General features: G+C 72.7%; 13 protein-coding genes. 9 read left to right on the forward strand and 4 right to left on the reverse strand.

The genetic code is table 11. The annotated features are described in order from the left end of the window. Positions 1–74: 74 nt before the first annotated feature. Positions 75–827 (forward strand): DUF4232 domain-containing protein, encoded by a 753-nt coding sequence (locus AB0424_RS24165; protein WP_366308599.1) that lies wholly within the window; start codon positions 75–77, stop codon positions 825–827. Between the two features lie 34 nt (positions 828–861). Here the strand turns inward: AB0424_RS24165 and AB0424_RS24170 are convergent, their stop codons facing one another. Next, complete coding sequence (locus tag AB0424_RS24170; RefSeq protein WP_366308600.1) at positions 862–1,551, reverse strand: DUF6000 family protein; 690 nt, start codon at positions 1,549–1,551, stop codon at positions 862–864. A gap of 52 nt (positions 1,552–1,603) precedes the next feature. Further along, a complete protein-coding gene (locus tag AB0424_RS24175; RefSeq protein WP_366308601.1) occupies positions 1,604–2,728 on the reverse strand; it encodes a pyridoxal-phosphate dependent enzyme in 1,125 nt (374 codons plus the stop codon). A gap of 197 nt (positions 2,729–2,925) precedes the next feature. Between AB0424_RS24175 and AB0424_RS24180 the strand changes: the two genes are divergently transcribed. Both AB0424_RS24180 and AB0424_RS24185 read left to right on the forward strand, forming a co-directional pair. Next, complete coding sequence (locus tag AB0424_RS24180) at positions 2,926–4,500, forward strand: S8 family serine peptidase (protein WP_366308602.1); 1,575 nt, start codon at positions 2,926–2,928, stop codon at positions 4,498–4,500. Between the two features lie 293 nt (positions 4,501–4,793). Further along, the gene (locus AB0424_RS24185; protein ID WP_366308603.1) at positions 4,794–5,867 is read left to right on the forward strand and encodes a DUF4190 domain-containing protein; all 1,074 of its coding nucleotides are present in this window, start codon (positions 4,794–4,796) and stop codon (positions 5,865–5,867) included. A 149-nt stretch (positions 5,868–6,016) separates the two neighbouring features. Here the strand turns inward: AB0424_RS24185 and AB0424_RS24190 are convergent, their stop codons facing one another. After that, positions 6,017–7,348 (reverse strand): glycoside hydrolase family 18 protein, encoded by a 1,332-nt coding sequence (locus tag AB0424_RS24190; RefSeq protein ID WP_366308604.1) that lies wholly within the window; start codon positions 7,346–7,348, stop codon positions 6,017–6,019. Positions 7,349–7,590: 242 nt separating this feature from the next. Here AB0424_RS24190 and AB0424_RS24195 point away from each other — a divergent pair, with 242 nt between their 5' ends. The 6 genes from AB0424_RS24195 to AB0424_RS24220 all read left to right on the forward strand — a co-directional run bounded on the left by AB0424_RS24195 (position 7,591) and on the right by AB0424_RS24220 (position 14,477). Continuing rightward, a complete protein-coding gene (locus AB0424_RS24195; protein WP_366308605.1) occupies positions 7,591–8,343 on the forward strand; it encodes a GntR family transcriptional regulator in 753 nt (250 codons plus the stop codon). A 209-nt stretch (positions 8,344–8,552) separates the two neighbouring features. Further along, complete coding sequence (locus AB0424_RS24200) at positions 8,553–10,280, forward strand: hypothetical protein (RefSeq protein ID WP_366308606.1); 1,728 nt, start codon at positions 8,553–8,555, stop codon at positions 10,278–10,280. A gap of 183 nt (positions 10,281–10,463) precedes the next feature. After that, the gene (locus AB0424_RS24205) at positions 10,464–10,643 is read left to right on the forward strand and encodes an SPOR domain-containing protein (protein ID WP_366308607.1); all 180 of its coding nucleotides are present in this window, start codon (positions 10,464–10,466) and stop codon (positions 10,641–10,643) included. A gap of 145 nt (positions 10,644–10,788) precedes the next feature. Continuing rightward, the gene (locus AB0424_RS24210) at positions 10,789–11,196 is read left to right on the forward strand and encodes a (deoxy)nucleoside triphosphate pyrophosphohydrolase (protein ID WP_366308654.1); all 408 of its coding nucleotides are present in this window, start codon (positions 10,789–10,791) and stop codon (positions 11,194–11,196) included. Positions 11,197–11,339: 143 nt separating this feature from the next. Beyond that, a complete protein-coding gene (locus AB0424_RS24215) occupies positions 11,340–11,762 on the forward strand; it encodes an ATP-binding protein (protein WP_366308608.1) in 423 nt (140 codons plus the stop codon). Positions 11,763–11,906: 144 nt separating this feature from the next. Continuing rightward, positions 11,907–14,477: a SpoIIE family protein phosphatase gene (locus AB0424_RS24220; RefSeq protein ID WP_366308609.1), complete on the forward strand. Its 2,571-nt coding sequence runs from the start codon at positions 11,907–11,909 to the stop codon at positions 14,475–14,477. Between the two features lie 17 nt (positions 14,478–14,494). Here the strand turns inward: AB0424_RS24220 and AB0424_RS24225 are convergent, their stop codons facing one another. Then, on the reverse strand, positions 14,495–15,202 hold the full coding sequence (locus AB0424_RS24225; RefSeq protein WP_366308610.1) for a PspA/IM30 family protein: 708 nt from the start codon (positions 15,200–15,202) through the stop codon (positions 14,495–14,497). Between the last annotated feature and the right edge of the window lie 44 nt (positions 15,203–15,246).

A 15,246-nucleotide genomic window follows, 5' to 3' on the forward strand; every position in this document is an offset into this window, starting at 1 on the left:
GCGCGGCCACGGAAGCTGGATACAGCACGAAGACCGTGCACTGTCCGACACCGCGTTTACGGGGGAGAACCACCATGCGTCACCACCGCAAGAACACCGTCCTGGCCGCCGCCGCCATCGCCGCCCTCTCGCTGGGACTGACCGCCTGCGGCGGCGACGACGCCAGCACCGGCGCGAAGGACGCGGGCAGCGCGAGCGCCGCGCAGACGACCGGCGGGACGGCCGACGGCGGGACGACCACCGGGGGCACGGCCGACCAGACCACGGCCAAGGGCGGCTCGGGCTCGACCGGCGGCTCGACCGCCTCGTCCTCGTCCTCCTCGGCCACGGGCGGTTCGTCGTCCGGCTCCACCGGCTCGACCGGTTCGTCCGGCGGCTCCAAGACCGACGCCAAGGCTCCGGCCTGCGCCTACGGCGACGTGAAGATCACGGCGAAGAAGGCGGACGAGGTCCCGACCGAGCACATCGTCCTCACCGCCACCAACACCTCGGGCCGTTCCTGCACCCTCCTGCAGTACCCGCTGATCGCCTTCGGTCCCATCCAGACGGCCAAGGACGTCCCAGCGGTCGCGAAGAGCAAGCCCTCGGCCCCCGTCGTCCTGAAGGCCGGTGAGCCCGCGTACGCCAACGTGCGCGTCGCCCTGGGCGGCGTCGACGAGGACAACAAGGTCGTCAGCGAGTTCAACGTCAACCTCTTCGCCTCCGACGGCCCGGCCGAGGGCAGCGTCGTCGTCAAGGCCCCGGCCGGCGGCCTCGCGGTCGACGAGTCCGCCGCCAAGGCCGGCTACTGGACGTACGAACTGCGCAACGGCGCCGACGAGTTCTGACCGGTGCGCGGGCCGGCGTGAGTCCGGTGCGGCCTCAGGGGCGGGTCCAGCCGTCCGCGACGTCGCACCGCAGATCGGTCCACGTCCGCAGCCGCTCCGGTGCGTACGAGGAGGCGTCGTGGCCGTCCCGGGCCCCGACCCAGGTGTCCCAGGGGCCGCCGGGGGCGACGATCGGGTCGGCGTACGCCGTGCCCAGGTCCGCGTCGAGCCGGAGCAGGGCCCCGAGGGCCGACGCCTGGTCGTGATCGAGGTCGGGCCGGGCCAGGTAGCGGTCCAGGTGGGCGACCAGGATCTCGGCGTCCGCGCGGGTGCCGAGGCGGGCGAGGGCGAAGCAGTACCCCGTGCCCGCGAAGCAGACCTCGTCGGCCAGGAGCAGTTCACCGATCCGCTCGCGGTACGCGGCCCTGCGGTCCACTCCGATCAGCCAGGCGGCCGTGAGCCGTGACCGCCATTCGTAGCCGAGCAGCGCGTCCAGTTCGGGGTCGGTGATCGCCGCCGCGTCCCGGAGGATCCGGCGGACGAAGCGGCGGCGGCTCGGCCCCGCGCGCCGGGCGTACGGGGCGGAGGCGATCTCCAGGTAGCGCGGCCTGCCCCAGTACGTCGCCTTCACGTACCGCCTCACGACGTGGCCCATGCCGATGTCGCGCGGGTCGCGCAGGATCATGCGCCCGCCGCCGCCCGCCGCGTGGGCTTCGAGCCCCGTCACCTCTCGGCCTCCGTTCACGGGGTCAGTCTGCCGGAGAGGGCCGCGCGCGGGGAGGCGGGCGGCGGTCGGGTCAGGGGGCCAGGCCCGTCTTCGCGCCCGCGCCGCAGAGGGGGACGACGGTGAGGCCCGGGCGGGGCGGGGCGGCGCGGACGGCGGCCCAGCAGGCGACGCCGGTGGGTTCGACGAAGAGGCCGCGGCGGGCCAGGTCGCGCTGGGCGGCGCGGATGCCGTCCTCGTCGACGGTGAGGAAGGTGCCGCCGCTGTCGCGTACCGCGCGGAGGATCTGGCGGGCGCGCGGCGGGGCCGTGATGGCGATGCCCTCGGCGAGGGTGGGGCGCGCGTCGGCGGGGGCGGTGAGGTCGTCCGCGCCGGCGTGGAAGGCGGTGGCCAGGGGGGAGACGGCCCGGGCCTGGACGGCGACGAGTGCGGGGCGGGTGCCGACGAGGCCGTGGCGGTGGAGTTCGTCGACGGCGAGGGCGGCGCCGAGGAGGAGGGTGCCGTTGCCGACGGGGACGACGATCGTGTCGGGGAGCCGGCCGCCGAGCTCCTCCCAGAGTTCGTAGACGTAGGTCTTGGTGCCGTGGAGGAAGTGCGGGTCGTACACGTGCGAGGCGTAGTACGTGCCGGGTTCGTCGGCGGCCGTCCGGGCCGCGCGGGCCGTGGCCTCGCGGTCGCCGGGGACCTCGACGAGCCGGGCGCCGTGGGCGCGGATCTGCTCCAGTTTCTTCGGGGACGTGCCGTCGGGGACGTACACGACGCAGTCGAGCCCGGCCCGCGCCGCGTAGGCGGCGACCGCCGTGCCGGCGTTGCCGCTGCTGTCGGCCACGACCCGTTCGAGGACCCCGGCGCGGGCCAGCCGGAGCGCGTGGGCGGCGAGCAGGACGGCGCCGCGGTCCTTGAAGGACAGGGTCGGCATGAGGAAGTCGAGTTTGGCCGAGACGGCCTCGGCGAGGGGGACCAGCGGGGTGCGGCCCTCCCCGAGGGTCACCTCCGACGCGAGCGGCATCGGAGGCAGTGCTTCCGTGTAACGCCACAAGGAATTCACACGTGACGGGAGTGAGGGGAGGGGGACCGGTCGACTCTCGAAGTCGAGGTCCCAGGGGCCCCGGCACTTCGGACAACACCAGGTGAGCGCGGACGTGGGCGAGTGGACCTGGCAGCGGGAGCACACGTAGGCGGTCATGCCGCCCAGCATGGCAGCGGTGTGGCGGCGGTGTTGCGGGGAGTCGGAAGCCCTTGTGGGATTCCTATGGATCAGCCAACCTTTCGCTCGGCAGCCGGACCTCCGAAACGGCGTGGACCTGTCGCGTTCTCTTGTCATGTCCTTGTCATATTTGGGTCCGTCGGCCTCACCCCCACAGCAGCGCACCACCAATGAGGAGGACCCCTCACATGTCAGTGATGCGCGACTCACGTCGCCGAACCGCCGCCGCAGCGGCCCTCGCCGTCGCCGCCCTCGCCCTCGGATCCCTCTCCGCCGTCCCCGCCGCCGCCGCACCGGCCGCCCCGGAAGGCGTCATCGAGAACGCCGGGGCCGAGGGCACCGTCGCGGGCAGCTACATCGTCACCCTCGACGAGTCCGCGCCGGCGGAGACCGCCGCGGGCCGGGCGGTCGCCGCCCGCTTCGGCGCGAAGATCAGGCGGACGTACACCTCGGCCGTCAACGGGTACTCCGTCGAGCTCTCCGAGGCGCAGGCGCGGAAGCTGGCGGCCGACCCCGCCGTGACCTCCGTCGTCCAGAACCGCGTCTTCCACATCGACGGCACGCAGCCCTCCCCGCCCTCCTGGGGCCTCGACCGGATCGACCAGAAGGCCCTCCCGCTCAACCAGAGCTACACCTACCCGGACACCGCGGGGCAGGGCGTCACCGCGTACATCATCGACACCGGCGTGCGCATCAGCCACGCCGACTTCGGCGGCCGGGCGGCCAACGGCTACGACGCCATCGACAACGACAACACCGCCCAGGACGGCCACGGCCACGGCACCCACGTCGCCGGCACGGTCGCCGGAACCTCCTACGGCGTCGCCAAGAAGGCGAAGATCGTCGGCGTCCGCGTCCTCGACAACTCCGGCTCCGGCACGACCGAACAGGTCGTCGCGGGCATCGACTGGGTGACGCGGAACGCCGTCAAGCCGGCCGTCGCCAACATGAGCCTCGGCGGCGGCGTCGACTCCGTCCTCGACCAGGCCGTCCGCAACTCGATCGCCTCCGGCGTCACCTACGCGGTCGCCGCCGGCAACGAGTCCGACAACGCGGCCAACCACTCCCCGGCCCGCGTGGCCGAGGCCATCACCGTCGGCGCCACGACGTCGACCGACGCCCGCGCGAGCTACTCCAACTACGGCACCGGCCTGGACCTCTTCGCGCCGGGCTCCTCCATCACCTCGTCCTGGAACAGCAGCGACTCCGCCACCAACACCATCTCCGGCACGTCGATGGCGACTCCGCACGTCGCGGGTGCCGCGGCCCTCTGGCTCGCCGCCAACCCGACGGCGACCCCGGCGCAGGTCTCCACGGCCCTGACGGCCGCCGCCACCCCGAACGTCGTCACGAACCCGGGCACCGGCTCCCCGAACCGGCTGCTCTACGTCGGCGGCGGCACCACGCAGCCGCCCACCGGCCCGAAGTTCGAGAACACCGCCGACCACGCCATCGCCGACAACGCGACCGTCGAGTCCCCGGTCACCGTCAGCGGCGTCACCGGCAACGCCCCCGCCGCCCTCCAGGTGCCGGTGAACATCGTCCACACCTACATCGGCGACCTCCAGGTCCAGCTGATCGCCCCCGACGGCTCGGCGTACACGCTGAAGGGCTTCGGCACCGGCGGCAGCACGGACAACATCAACACCACCTACACCGTGAACGCCTCCTCCGAGGCGGCCAACGGCACGTGGAAGCTGCGGGTCACGGACAACGCGGCCTACGACACCGGGAAGATCGACTCCTGGGCCCTGCAGTTCTGATCGCGGGTCACCGGCCGGGAGCCCGCCGATCCGGCGGCTCCCGGTCCCGGAGGAACCCGTGGGGGCGGCCGTCTCAGGGCGGCCGCCCCCGCCGCGTCCCCGGGTGCCCCCGCCCACCCGGCGGTTCTCCTCGGCCACGTACGATGCGCGCCCGATCGTTTGTTCGCGTCGCCGCCCCGAAACAGGAGCCCGTACCCGTGGAGCCGACCCCGCCGACCCCGCCGCCCCCGTCCCCCGAGGGGGGGCCGCAGCAGCGGGGATGGCCCGCCCCGGGCCCGTACACCTCACCGGGGATGCCCTACGCGCCGTACGGGCAGCCCGGCATGCCCGGCCCCGGCGCCTACGGGCAGCCGCCGCGCCGCACGACCAACGGCCTCGCCGTCGGCTCGCTCGTCTCGGGCATCGTCTGCTGCCTCCCGCCCCTCGGACTGGTCCTCGGGCTCGTGGCCCTGCCGCAGATCAGGAAGCGGGACCAGGCGGGCCGGGGCTTCGCGATCACGGGGATCGCCCTCTCCGCGCTGAGCAGCCTGCTGCTCGTCGTGGGCCTGGTGAGCGGCGGGTTCAGCACGGCGTGGCACGGGTTCAAGGAGAACGTGGACGAGGCGTCCCGCACCAAGTCGCCGGGGTCGCTGCGCACCGGCCAGTGCTTCGGGGACGACGACAAGAAGGCGGACTACGCGACGGACGTCGAGGTCGTCGACTGCGACCTCCCGCACGACGGCGAGGTCACGGGCCGCTTCAAGGTCACCGGCTTCGCGAAGTGGCCGGGCGACGACGCGGTCGACGAGCTGGCCGAGAAGCGCTGCGACACGATCAACGCGGCCTACGCGATGGACACCTGGGCCGTCCCCAGGGACGTCTGGACCTACTACTACCTGCCCAGCAAGGAGAGCTGGCGCCTCGGCGACCGCTCCGTGATCTGCGCGTACGCCAGCGAGGGCGAGCCGTTCAAGGGCTCGGTGCGCTCCGACGCCTCCACCCTGACCCTGGACCAGGCGTACTTCCTCCGGGTCGTCAACCCGATCGAGACGGCCGTCTACGGGGAGCCGGAGGAGGACCCGGACGAGGACCTCGCGGCCAACAAGGCGTGGGCCGGGAAGGTGCTGACGGCGATCGACGGGGCGCGCGCGGGACTCAGGGCGCAGTCCTGGCCCGGGGCGTCCACGGCCCCGGTCGCCGCGCTGGGCCGGACGCTGGACGCGGCCTCGAAGGAGTTCGGCAAGCTGGCGCGGGCGGCCGACGCGGACGCCTACTGGGACGCGTACGACACCGCCTGGGAGGTCCTACCGGAGAACCTCGGCGCGGAGGCGCGGACCGCCCTCGGCCTCACGGGCACCCTGCCGCCGGGGGAGGGCTCCCCGGCCTGAGCCGACGCGGCCGCGCCGACGGCGGCGCGGGGGGTCGGACGGCGGCTCACGGGTCGAACGGCGGCGCGGGGACCGTACGGCGGCGCACAGGTCGGACGGCGGCGCGGGGCATGGGCCCCGCGCCGCCGTCCGGGCGGTTCAGCGGCGGTTCAGCGGCGGGTCAGGCCGCGGTCGATCGCGGTGATCAGCTCACCGTTCGCGGTGTCCCCGTCGAGCGACCAGACCATCGCTCCGCCGAGCCCGTGCTGACGGACGTAGGACGCCTTGGTGCGCAGCACGGTCGGGTCGTCGTAGGTCCACAGGGTGGTGCCGTCGAAGAGCCAGGCGTGGCCGTTGTGCGCGCCCCGGTACAGCCTGTACGTCCCGGAGTCCGCCAGCGCCTTCAGGTACTTGTAGTCCTCCGAGCCGGCCGTCCAGGTCGCGGGGGCGGGTCCGGTCGCGGGCTGTCCGAGGCCGTCGCCGCCGCCGGTGACGCCGGTCCAGCCCTGCCCGTAGAACGGCATGCCGACCACGAGCTTGTGGGCCGGGGCCCCGCGCCGCAGCCAGGCCCTGACGGTCTGGTCGACGCTGAAGTCGTTCTTGGCGAACAGCGCCGACTGCTGGGCGGTGGTCTTCTCGCCGGAGACGTGGAAGTCGTAGCCCTGGAGGTTCACGAAGTCGAAGTCCCGCATGATCTTGGAGACTTCGAAGCCCGCGTCGATCTTGGCGGGCGCCGTGGGGACGTAGGCGCTGAGGTCGTAGTGCCTGCGCTGCGGGAGCGAGCGCCCGTAGGCGTCGAGCTGCGTGCGGAACTCCCGCACGAGCTTGGTGAAGTTGGGCTTGTCCTCCGGGCGGATCACGTTTCCGGGGTTGCCCTCCGAACCGGGCCACTCCCAGTCCAGGTCGACTCCGTCGAAGACCCCCGCCGCGGCGCCCGCGCCGCCCCGGGCGCCGTCGACCGGCAGGTTGCCCTTGATGTACGTGTCGATGCAGGAGGCGACGAGGGCCTTGCGGCCGGCGTCGGTGCGCACCGCGTCGGAGAAGTGGGCGGATCCGGTCCAGCCGCCCAGCGAGATCATGACCTTGAGGCCGGGGTGCTTCGCCTTGAGCTCGCGCAGCTCGTTGAAGTTGCCGGCCAGGCGCTGCTCGGCCGTGTCGGCCACGCCGTCCACGGAGTTGGCGGCGTCGACCGGGCGCACGTAGTCGGCCCACGGGTCGGAGCCCGGCGCGTTGCCCATGAGGCACTTGCCGTCCGAACCGATCACGCCGAAGGCGTAGTTGATGTGGCTGAGCTTGCCGGCGGTGCCGCTCTGTTCCAGGTCCTTGACCTGGAAGTTCCTGCCGTAGATGCCCCATTGGGTGAAGTAGCCGACGCGCTTGAGGGCCGGCGTGTGCGCGGAGGGCTGGTGCGCGTCCGCGGTGGGGGCCAGGGTGGCGAGGAGGCCGAGAGTGGCGGCGGCGGCCGCGCCGAAGGTCAGCTTGGTCATGGCTCTGGGACGCATGGGCTCGTTCCTGTGCGAGGCGGGATGGAGCGTGCGGGAGTGGTCCGAGGGGTTCAGGCAGGAACGTATTGGTCTGTACCAATGAGGTCAAGGGGTTCGGCGGCGCCTATCCGGGGTGGCCGCGGGGGGCAAGGGCTCGGACCGCCCTGTCATCACTTCGGGTGAAACTCTGGCCCATGCTTGCGGATCGCGACCCTCGGTTGTCACGCTGTAGCTGTCAGTCAACCTGAGGGGAGTGTCCAGTGACGTTCGGTGAGCAGCCCGCCTATCTGCGCGTGGCGAGCGATCTGCGGGAGAAGATCGCCAACGGCTCGCTCCCCCCGCATACCCGTCTTCCCTCGCAGGCACGCATCCGCGAGGAGTACGGGGTGTCGGACACCGTCGCGCTGGAGGCCCGCAAGGTGCTCATGGCCGAGGGGCTCGTGGAGGGGCGCTCGGGCTCGGGGACGTACGTGCGGGAGCGCCCGGTGCCGCGCCGGATCGCCCGCTCCGGATACCGTCCGGCGGCCGGCGCCACCCCCTTCCGCCAGGAGCAGGCGGCGGAGGGGACCCGCGGCACCTGGGAGTCCCACAGCGAGCAGGAGCCGGCGAGCGCCGAGGTCGCCGAGCGGCTCGGCATCGACCCGGGGGAGCGGGTCATGCGCACGCGGTACGTGTACCGGGACGGGGGCGAGCCCATGATGGTCTCCACCTCCTGGGAGCCCCTCGCCGTCACCGGCCGGACGCCGGTCATGCTGCCCGAGGAGGGCCCGCTGGGCGGCTGCGGCGTCGTCGAGCGGATGGCCGCGATCGACGTGGTCGTGGACAACGTCGCGGAGGAGGTCGGGGCCCGGCCCGGCCTCGCCGAGGAGCTCCTCGCGCTCGGCGGGGTCCCCGGGCACGTGGTGATGGTGGTCGAGCGGACCTACTACGCCTCGGGGAGGGCCGTCGAGACGGCGGACGTGGTGGTCCCCGCCGACCGCTATCGCATCGCCTACCACCTGCCGGTCCGCTGACCGTCGGTCCTCCGCTGTCCGCCCCCCCCGCGGGCCCGCCCCGGAGGGCGGCCCGCTGAGCGGGACACGCCGTCCGGCGCGCGTGACCCGGAGTTAACGGGGCGTCAGGCCGCGTTACCGCGCGGCAACCCCTCGCCTACGACAGGCGTCATCCCGGGCTCCTAGCTTCCTGGCCGTACCCGCGATCCGGTCGGACGACAGGAATCCCCATGACGGAAACGGTCACCACGCCCACCCCGGAGCCGGGGGCGGTCGCGCCGCCTCCCGGCCCCCGCCGCAGCTACGCGAAGCTGGCGGCGGACGAGAGCCGCGAGGACTACTCGCTGCGCTACGCCCCGCACTCCTTCCGGCGCTGGTCGCCCGCGACCGTGGCCGGCACCGCCCTCGGCGGCATCGCCTACCTCGCCGACTTCGCCATCGGCGCCTCGATCGTCTTCACCTACGGCTTCGGCAGCGGCCTGGCCTCGATCCTCACCGCCGCCACCCTCATCTTCCTCACCGGCATCCCCATCGCCCGGGCCTGCGCGAAGTACGGCCTGGACATGGACCTCATCACCCGCGGCGCCGGCTTCGGCTACTTCGGCTCCACCCTCACCTCGCTCATCTACGCCTCCTTCACCTTCATCTTCTTCGCCCTCGAAGGCTCGATCATGGCCCAGGCCATGCACCAGGCCGTCGGCCTGCCGGTCGAGATCGGCTACCTGGTCACCACGCTGATCGTCATCCCGATCGTCTTCCGCGGCATGGGCGCCCTGGCCAAGGTCCAGGCGTGGACCCAGCCGATCTGGCTCGTCGGCCTGGTGCTGCCCTTCGCCGTCCTGGCCTTCGAGGCGCCCGACGCCTGGGGCGCCTTCACCTCCTTCGGCGGCACGGAGGGCGCCGGCGCGGGCTTCTCGTGGATCGGCTTCGGCCTCGGCACGGGCGTCGCCCTCTCGCTGATCGCCCAGATCGGCGAGCAGGCCGACTACCTGCGCTTCATGCCCGCGAAGACGGAGGAGAACAGGCGGCGGTGGAACCTCGCCGTGCTGGCCGCCGGCCCCGGCTGGGTGGTCATCGGCGCGGCCAAGCAGCTCGGCGGCGCGTTCCTCGCCTTCGTCGCCCTGGAGGCCGTCGGCACCACCCACGCGCTGGAACCGATCGCCCCGCAGATCGAGGCGCTCCGGCCCTGGCTCGGTTCCTTCGCCCTGCCCGCCGCCGCGCTGTTCGTGATCGTCTCCCAGATCAAGATCAACGTCACCAACGCCTACAGCGGCTCGCTGTCCTGGTCGAACTTCTTCTCCCGCGTCACCCACCGGCACCCCGGGCGCGTCTGGTACATCTTCCTCAACCTCGCCATCGCGCTGACGCTGATGGAGATGAACATGTTCGCGGCGCTGAACAAGCTGCTCGGGTTCTACTCCAACGTCGGCATCGCCTGGATCGCGGCCGTCGCCGCCGACCTCGTCGTCAACAAGCGGGCCGGCTGGAGCCCGCCGTACATCGAGTTCAAGCGCGCCTACCTGTACGCCGTGAACCCGGCCGGCTTCGGCGCCATGGTCGTCGCCTCCACCGTCTCGATCCTCGCCTTCTTCGGCCTCTTCGGCACGTACGCGCAGGCTTTCTCCACCTTCATCGCCGCCGGACTCGCCGTCGTCCTCTGCCCGCTGATCGCCTGGGCGACCAAGGGGCGTTACTACCTGGCCCGCCCCAACACCGTGAACGGTCCGTCGGCCGAGGTCGCCGACGAGCGGGCGACCCACCTCTGCGCGGTCTGCGAGACGGCCTACGAGCTGCCCGACATCGCCGACTGCCCGGTGCAGGCCGGGCCGATCTGCTCCCTGTGCTGCTCGCTCGACGGCGCGTGCGGCGACGTCTGCCGCAAGGATCCGCAGGGGGCGGGCGGTCCCGTCCTCCTGCCGGTGCCCACCGTCCCCCGGGGTGTGACGTCTGGGGCGTGACACCTGCGGTGTGACGCCCGGGGTGTGAGCTTCGGCCGCCTTCCGTCGGTTCCCGGCCGATCCGTATCTCTTTGTGAAAACACATATCCGCTGTGTGAAGGTCAGGCGTAAGCTCCGGCATATGCGGATTGCGGTTTCCCGGAGATCCAGGACGGCGCCCGGACCGGCGGAAGGAGAAGCCCGATGACCGACAGCGGCCCTCTCCTCCCGTGGCTCGTCATACGGCAGGACGACAACGGCAATCGCTACCGGGTGGGGCGGTACGCGACCAGGGACGAGGCCCAGAAGATCGCGGACAGCCTCGACGACCGCGGTCACAAGCAGCTCTACTGGGTCGAGCGCATCGGCACCCCCGCTCTCTGAGCCCGGCCGCCGCCCGGGCCGGGCTACGCTCGCGCCCATGACGGAACGCACCACCGACCCCGCCACCCCCGCAGAGCCCCGGCGTGACGCGCCCCGCCACGACGAGTCCCGCCACGACGCCGACCCCGACCGGGGCGGCGGTGTCGTGGTCGTCGCCGCGGGCGCCCTGTACGACGGGGGCCGGCTGCTGGCCGCGCGCCGCAGCGCCCCCGTCGAGCTCGCCGGCCGCTGGGAGCTGCCCGGCGGCAAGCTCGAACCGGGGGAGAGCGGCGAGGAAGCCCTGGTCCGGGAGCTCCGCGAAGAGCTGGGCGTGGAGGTCGAGCCGGGCGAACGCCTCCCGGGCGAGTGGCCGCTGAAGCCCGGATACGTCCTGCGGGTGTGGACCGCCCGTCTGCTCTCCGGCACGCCGCGCCCGCTGGAGGACCACGACGAGCTGCGCTGGCTCGCCCGGCACGAGCTGGACGCGGTCGACTGGCTCGACCAGGACCGGCCCGCCGTCGCCGAGGCCGGGCGCAGGCTGCCGGAGACGCCCGCCGACGGAGCGCGCGACTGAGTCTCTACGCCGTTCGTGCCACCGTGCGCCCGCTGCTGCCTCCGGCGCGATATCCCGCCCCGAATATCGGGTATGTCCAGATTGATCCCTTGAAAGAGGATGCGGGTCGGCCTGCTGACGCACAGCTGGGGAAGTGATCGGGTGTGATCGACACCGACGGCGACCGCGCCGAGTGGAACTTCCCCGCGGAGGCGAACGCCGTGCGCACGGCCCGCCACGCGGTGCGCGAGACCCTGCGGGCCTGGAAGCTCGACGCGGCCGTCGGTGATGTGACCGTTCTGCTGGTCAGCGAGCTGGTGACCAACTCGCTGCGGTACGCCTCCGGCCCGATCGGGGTCCGGCTCGTCCGGATCCCCCCCGACGGCGCCGCCCCGGACCGCGGCCCGGCCCTGCTGGTGGAGGTCTCCGATCCGCTTCCGGATCCGCCGACCGCGCGCCCCTCGGGACCGGAGGACGAAGGGGGCCGCGGTCTCGGCCTCGTAGCCTGTTCCGCACGGCGCTGGGGGACCCGTAAAGGAAGGACGGGCAAAACCGTATGGTTCGAGCTGGCTCTCCCTGGTGAGTAAACAGGGTGGGACAACGATCACCGGTACTCGGCACGGGACGACCGAGACCACCCTGTGATCGGGAACGTCGTGCCGTCGGGGCCCGCCGTATTGAATACTGCGGGCATGGCCGATCCGGTGCGGTGAGCTGGAGGGGACGGTCGCGTGAGCGAGATATCCGAGACGGCGAGCGGCGGCGTCGTGTGGCAGAGCAGCCCGCCCGGCTCGATCTATGACTACATCCGGGTCGCCTCCTTCTCGATCGGGCCCGACGGCCTCGTCGAGCAGTGGAGCCGGCGGGCGGTGGACCTCTTCGGGGTCACCGCGGCGGAGGCCATGGGCAAGGACCCCGTCGAGGCGTTCATGCCCGCCGACCTGCGCGAGCGCGGACACCGGAGGGTCAAGGAGATCCTCGACGGCAAGGAGTGGACGGGACTCGTCCCCTTCCGTCTGCCCGGCGAGGAACGGCCCCACGGCATCGCCGAGATGTACGTCATGCCGAGCGAGACCCAGACCGGTGAACGGGCCGCGCTGTGCATCGTCGTCGACGTGCGGGCGCTCCGCCGTATCGAGACGGACCTCGCCGCCTCCCAGGCGATATTCGGCCAATCTCCCTTCGGCTTTCTCCTCTTCGGCACGGACCTCACGGTGAAGCGGGCCAACCGTCGCTTCGCCACCGTTTTCGGCGGCTCCGCCGACGACCACCGCGGCCGCACCGTCCACGACTACCTCACCCGCCCCGAGGCCGACCGGATGACCGGCGCCCTCCAGCGGGTCCTGGACACCGGGGAGTCCGTCACCGACTTCCAGATCGTCGGCGCCGCGCCCGGCGCCCGCGACCGCCGCCACTGGTCCATCAACCTCTACCGCGTCCACAGCGGCTCCGGCCGGCCGATCGGCGTCGCCGGCCTCGGCATCGACGTCACCCGCCGCCACAACGCGGCCAGGGAGGCCGCCAGCGCCCGCCGCAACCTCGCCCTCCTCAACGAGGCGGGAGCCCGCATCGGCAACTCCCTCGACCTGGAGGCCACCGCCCGCGAACTGCTCGACGTCGCCGTCCCCGGCTTCTGCGACCTCGCCTCCGTCGACCTCTACCAGGGCCTGCTGACCGGCGACGAGGCCCCGCCCGGCCGGTGGGGCAGCTCCCACGACGTCGGCTACGGGGCGGGCAGCGCCGAACTCCGCCGGGTCGCCTTCGCCAGCGCCGTCTCCGACACCCCCCTCAGGAGCGACGAGGGCCACGCGGCCGACAGCGGCTGTTGCGGACCCGTGCCCATCGAGGTCGGAGCCGTCCACCGCTACCCGTTCAACTCGCCCTGCGCGGGCGCCCTGCGCACCGGCCGCATCCGCACGGTGCCGGGCGTCGACGGCGAACTCGTCCAGTCCACCCTGGTCGTCCCGATGGTCGCCCACGACATCGTCGTCGGCCTCGTGCAGTTCTCCCGCACCAAGGGCAGCGAGCCCTTCGGCGAACGCGACCGGGCCCTCGCCGTCGAACTCGCCGCCCGCGCCGCCGTCTGCATCGACAACGCCCGCCTCTACCGCCGCGAGCACGAACGGGCCCTCATCCTCCAGCGCAGCCTCCTGCCGCCCGGCGACCCCGAGGCGGCCGGCCTCGACATCGCCTGCCGCTACCTCCCCGGCACCGCCGCCACCGAGGTCGGCGGCGACTGGTTCGACGTCATCGAACTCCCCGGCCACCGCACCGCCCTCGTCATCGGGGACGTCATGGGCCGCGGTCTGCGCGCCGCCGTGGCCATGGGCGAACTGCGCACCGCCGTCCGCACCCTCGCCCAGCTCGACCTGGAACCGGCCGAGGTCCTCTCCCACCTCGACGAGATCGCCCGCGGCCTCGGCGCCCCGATCGGCACCCAGCAGTCCCGCACCCAGAAGTCCCGCGGTCCCGAACTCTCCGAGGTCTACCTCGCCACCTGCGTCTACGCCGTCTACGACGCGGTCACCCGCCGCTGCACCTTCGCCAACGCGGGCCACCTCCCGCCGGTGCTCGTCGAGCCCGGCGAGGAGGCCATGCTGCTCGACGTGCCCCCCGGGATGCCGCTCGGCGTCGGCGGCGAGCCCTTCGAGGAGGTCGAGGTCGAACTCCCCGAGGGCGCCCTGCTCGCCCTCTACACGGACGGCCTCGTCGAGTCCCGCGACCATCCCCTCGACGAGGGCCTCAGCGCCTTCCGCCGGGCCCTCACCGACCCGGCCCGGCCGCTGGAGGACGTCTGCGACCGCGTCCTCGGCAGCCTGAACACGGGACACGGCGAGGACGACATCGCGCTCCTCATGGCCAGGATCCAGGGACTGCCCAGCGAGGCGGTCGGCGACTGGCAGCTGCCCAGGGAACCCCGCTCGGTCGGCCGGGCCCGCGAGCTGGCCCGCACCCAGCTGGCGGCCTGGGACCTCGAACCGCTCGTCGACACCGTCGAACTCCTCGTCAGCGAACTCGTCACCAACGCCCTGAGGTACGGCGAGGGCGAGATCAGGCTGCGGCTGCTCCGCGACCGCACGCTCGTCTGCGAGGTCTGGGACGCCGGCCTGGTCCAGCCGCGGCGCCGCCGCGCCCGGGACACCGACGAGGGCGGCCGCGGCCTCCAGCTGGTCGGCCTGCTCTCGTCCTCCTGGGGCTCGCGCCGCACCCCGCGCGGCAAGACCGTCTGGTTCGAACTGGCGCTGCCGGACGGCGAAGGCACGGCGGAGCCCACCGTGGAACAGCTCCTCAGCATGTTCTGACCGGCGCCCGCAGGGCGTCAGCCCTTGAGCGCCGCCAGCCGGGCCTCGATCTCGGCGCTGTCGCCGAGCGCGTCCAGCTGCTCGAACTGGGCGTCCAGGGAGGAGGCGGCGAGCTCCTGCTTGCCCAGCGCCCGCGCCTCCTCCCGGCGCACCTTGTCCTCGAAGCGGTTCAGCTCGCTCGTCGGGTCCAGCACGTCGATGCTCTTCACCGCGTCCATCATGCGGTTCTGCGCCCGGGCCGAGGTGGCGCGGGCCACCAGCTCGTCGCGCTTGGCCTGGAGCTCGCCGAGCTTGGCCTTCATCTGGTCGAGGCCGGTCCTCAGCTTGGCGACCACCTCGGTCTGCGCGGCGATCGTCGGCTCCGCCGTCCGCGCCTCCTTCTCCGACTGGAGCTGGCGGCCCAGCGCGACCTTCGCCAGGTTGTCGAACCGGTCCGCCTCCGCCGTCTGTCCGCCGCCGCGCAGCTCGTCCGCCTTCCGGCTCGCGGCCAGCGCCTTGCCGCCCCACTCCCGGGCCGCCGCCACGTCCTCCTGGTGGTCCTGCTCCATCAGCCGGAGGTTGCCGATGGTCGCGGCCACCGCCTCCTCCGCCTCGGTGATGTTGTTCGAGTAGTCGCGGATCAGCTGGTCCAGCATCTTCTGCGGATCCTCCGCCTGGTCCAGCAGGGCGTTGATGTTGGCCTTCGCCAGCTGGGTGACACGGCCGAGGATGGTCTGCTTGCTCATGGCTCTTCTCCTTGAGAGGGACAGAAAGGGAAAGGACGCGGCGC

The organism is Streptomyces sp. NPDC051180 (genome assembly GCF_040689545.1).
Taxonomy (GTDB): domain Bacteria; phylum Actinomycetota; class Actinomycetes; order Streptomycetales; family Streptomycetaceae; genus Streptomyces.